The sequence below is a fragment of the Microcoleus sp. K5-D4 genome (assembly GCF_036704575.1).
Taxonomy (GTDB): Bacteria; Cyanobacteriota; Cyanobacteriia; order Cyanobacteriales; family Microcoleaceae; genus Microcoleus.
Genome location: NZ_JAUBSD010000195.1, coordinates 1 through 2,064, shown reverse-complemented (window position 1 = coordinate 2,064; position 2,064 = coordinate 1). Strand labels below are relative to the sequence as shown.

Annotated in this window: 3 pseudogenes; 1 reads left to right on the top strand and 2 read right to left on the bottom strand. The window is 35.4% G+C overall.

Annotated features, from left to right (window positions below):
* Positions 1-82 precede the first annotated feature (82 nt).
* Both QUA77_RS29485 and QUA77_RS28950 read right to left on the bottom strand, forming a co-directional pair.
* Positions 83-371, bottom strand: a pseudogene (locus QUA77_RS29485) (IS1/IS1595 family N-terminal zinc-binding domain-containing protein); the annotation flags it as partial.
* A gap of 170 nt (positions 372-541) precedes the next feature.
* Positions 542-943: pseudogene (locus QUA77_RS28950) on the bottom strand (transposase); the annotation flags it as partial.
* A gap of 204 nt (positions 944-1,147) precedes the next feature.
* Between QUA77_RS28950 and QUA77_RS28945 the strand changes: the two are divergent.
* Positions 1,148-2,064, top strand: a pseudogene (locus QUA77_RS28945) (ISAzo13 family transposase); the annotation flags it as partial.

The following is a 2,064-nucleotide window of genomic DNA, read 5'->3' as shown; positions in this document are numbered from 1 at the left end:
CGTGATGCTATATCTGCCCATTCTTGTAACTTTTTTATGCCTTCTCTTATTCCTCAATCACAGACCTGAATCCTTACGGTTTAACCTTTACTGTGCGTTCGATTGAGGCATATTTATTATTTACGTAATCCTGTAACCATTTTTGAGAAAGACCCGTGCTTCTAGCTATACCAGCCAAAGAAATCTTCTCCAAAAGAAGTCGATCGATTAAATCTTTTGTTTCTGATCTAATTACTTTGTTGGTCGGATTTTCGACTTTCTTGGCGGCCGCAACTTTGACATTTGTATTTGGGTTTTTTATTGTGAATTCTACCATTTTTAACTATGTGATTTGAACCACATTCAGGGCAATTTGGTCGTAAGGATAGCATATTATATGACTAAACTAATCTTGTTGGCAGATGTCAAGGATTCCAGCAATAATTCCTGATGATAGCATAACTGTAACTCAACCTACATTCAAACGCGAAAAAAATATTAAAATCACAAAATTTGATTGTATGAGTTATAAAAGTATCCTATGTATTCAATTACTGTAATTAAATTTCACTACATATTTATTACTACCAGGTTTTCGTCGTCGCTTAACGATCCCTAAATCTTGATTTTTATCGGCGGCAAAATACTTAACTAGGTCAGAAGCTAATCCTTTTTGATAGGCCACCGAAAAATGATACATCCCCCGATCAATCATTTCTAATGAAACCCGTTCAATTGGTACTCCTAATTCATCTGCCACCGCATCTCCTAAATCTACTAAAACCGCATAAAATAGCCAAGTAGCCCAGATTTGGAGCTTAATTCCGTTTAATGAACCTGTCCATAAATAGCTGAGATTTAATAATCTTTTTACTGTACAAAATGCCTCTTCAATTCGCCAGCGTCTTTGATATAAATCTGCTACTACATAGGGGGGTAGTGCCCTGAAGGAAAGGATCAGAGTACGTTATGATTAGAGAAGTGTTTGCCATAGCGTGATATGACATTAGGAATGAAAATTTAATAACATCAGCGATGTATAATAAATAAATGAGTGAAGATGAATAGGTTCATGTTTCGGTAGAGCTATCAAAAATTATACCTACTTGGTTCTTTTTATGTCGCCCATGATTTTTTTGATTTAAATCATTTATGACTAACTGAATTTATGTACTACTCAGACGAAATTACTGATTTAATGCGAAAACATCATCAGTCTTTATCTGAAAAAGACCAAAGAAAATATGCAGCGATAGAAGCCGTAAAACTTGGACATGGTGGAATTATTTACATAGCTCGAGTTTTGGGAGTAGACAGGAATACAATAGCCAAGGGAATTAAGGAGTTAAAAAGTGAATCAGACACTACTTGTAATCAACAGAGAATTCGCCGATGTGGAGGAGGAAGAAAAACTAGGGAGTCTGAGATACCTGATTTAAATGAGCGTTTTTTAGAAGTCTTAAAAAACCACACAGCCGGAGAGCCCATGTCGGAAAAAATTAAATGGACAAATCTTACCCAGCAACAAATAGTTGAAGGTCTGAAGGCTCAGGAAATAATAGTCAGTACAACAGTCGTTAAAAAACTGTTAAAACAACATGGATATGTGAAACGCCAAGCTCAAAAAAAACAAACAACCGGAGTAACCAAGAATCGTAATGAACAATTAAAAAATCTTGCCATAATTACCGCCGAGTATGAGTTACAGGGAAATCCGATTGTTAGTATGGACACGAAAAAGAAGGAATTTATTGGAAATTTATATCGAGCCGGAAGTCTATATACTACGGAAGCTATTACGACATTTGACCATGATTTTTGGAGTTTTGCTGAAGGAAAAGTAGTACCTCATGGAATTTATGATCTGCAACATAACCGAGGATATTTAAACCTAGGGATCAGTAAAGACACGAGTGAGTTTGCTTGTGAATCGATTAAATTATGGTTGGTTAATTACGGAAATTTTATCTACCCTCAAGCCGATTAAATTTTGATAAAATGCGATGGTGGTGGCAGTAATAATTCCAATCATCATATCTTTAAATCGGATTTACAAAAATTAGTTGACGAGCTAGGAATAGAAAT